Below are 804 nucleotides of genomic sequence, written 5' to 3' on the forward strand. Positions count from 1 at the left end.
TTGAACTTCGCCACCCGGTACGTCGTGCGGGTGCCGTCGTCGTTCATCACCGTGACGTAGTCGGCCGAGACCTCCTCGACCACACCCGCCTTCTCGGCGTTGATCACGTCACCGGCGTCGGTGGCGGCGCGGTACTCCATGCCCGTGCCGACCAGCGGCGCCTCGCTCTTGAGCAGCGGCACCGACTGGCGCTGCATGTTGGAGCCCATGAGCGCGCGGTTGGCGTCGTCGTGCTCCAGGAACGGGATCATCGCGGTGGCGACGGACACCATCTGGCGTGCCGAGACGTCCATGTAGCCGACCTCGGAGGCGCGCACGGACTCGAACTCGCCGCCCTTGCGGCGGACGAGCACGCGGTCCTCCAGGAAGCTGCCGTCTGCGGCGATCGGCGTGTTCGCCTGCGCGATGACGTGCCGGTCCTCCTCGTCGGCGGTGAGGTACTCGACCTCGTCGGTGACCCGGCCGTCGACGACCTTCCGGTAGGGGGTCTCGACGAAGCCGAAGGAGTTGACCCGGCCGAAGGAGGCCAGCGAGCCGATCAGGCCGATGTTGGGGCCCTCGGGCGTCTCGATCGGGCACATGCGGCCGTAGTGCGAGGGATGGACGTCACGGACCTCGAAGCCGGCCCGCTCCCGCGACAGACCACCGGGACCCAGCGCGGACAGACGCCGCTTGTGCGTCAGGCCGGCCAGCGGGTTGGTCTGGTCCATGAACTGCGACAGCTGGGAGGTGCCGAAGAACTCCTTGATCGACGCCACGACCGGGCGGATGTTGATCAGGGTCTGCGGCGTGATCGCCTCGACG

1 protein-coding gene is annotated in these 804 nt (G+C 68.8%); it reads right to left on the reverse strand.

Annotation, left to right across the window (positions count from 1 at the left end; all coding sequences use genetic code 11):
- Positions 1-804, reverse strand: an 804-nt coding sequence (locus IEZ10_RS38460) for an RNA polymerDNA-directed RNA polymerase subunit B (RefSeq protein ID WP_506004888.1), incomplete at both ends; no start/stop codon positions are given.

Origin of the sequence: Streptosporangium pseudovulgare, from assembly GCF_014648055.1 — a bacterium.
Classification (GTDB): Bacteria; Actinomycetota; Actinomycetes; order Streptosporangiales; family Streptosporangiaceae; genus Streptosporangium; species Streptosporangium pseudovulgare.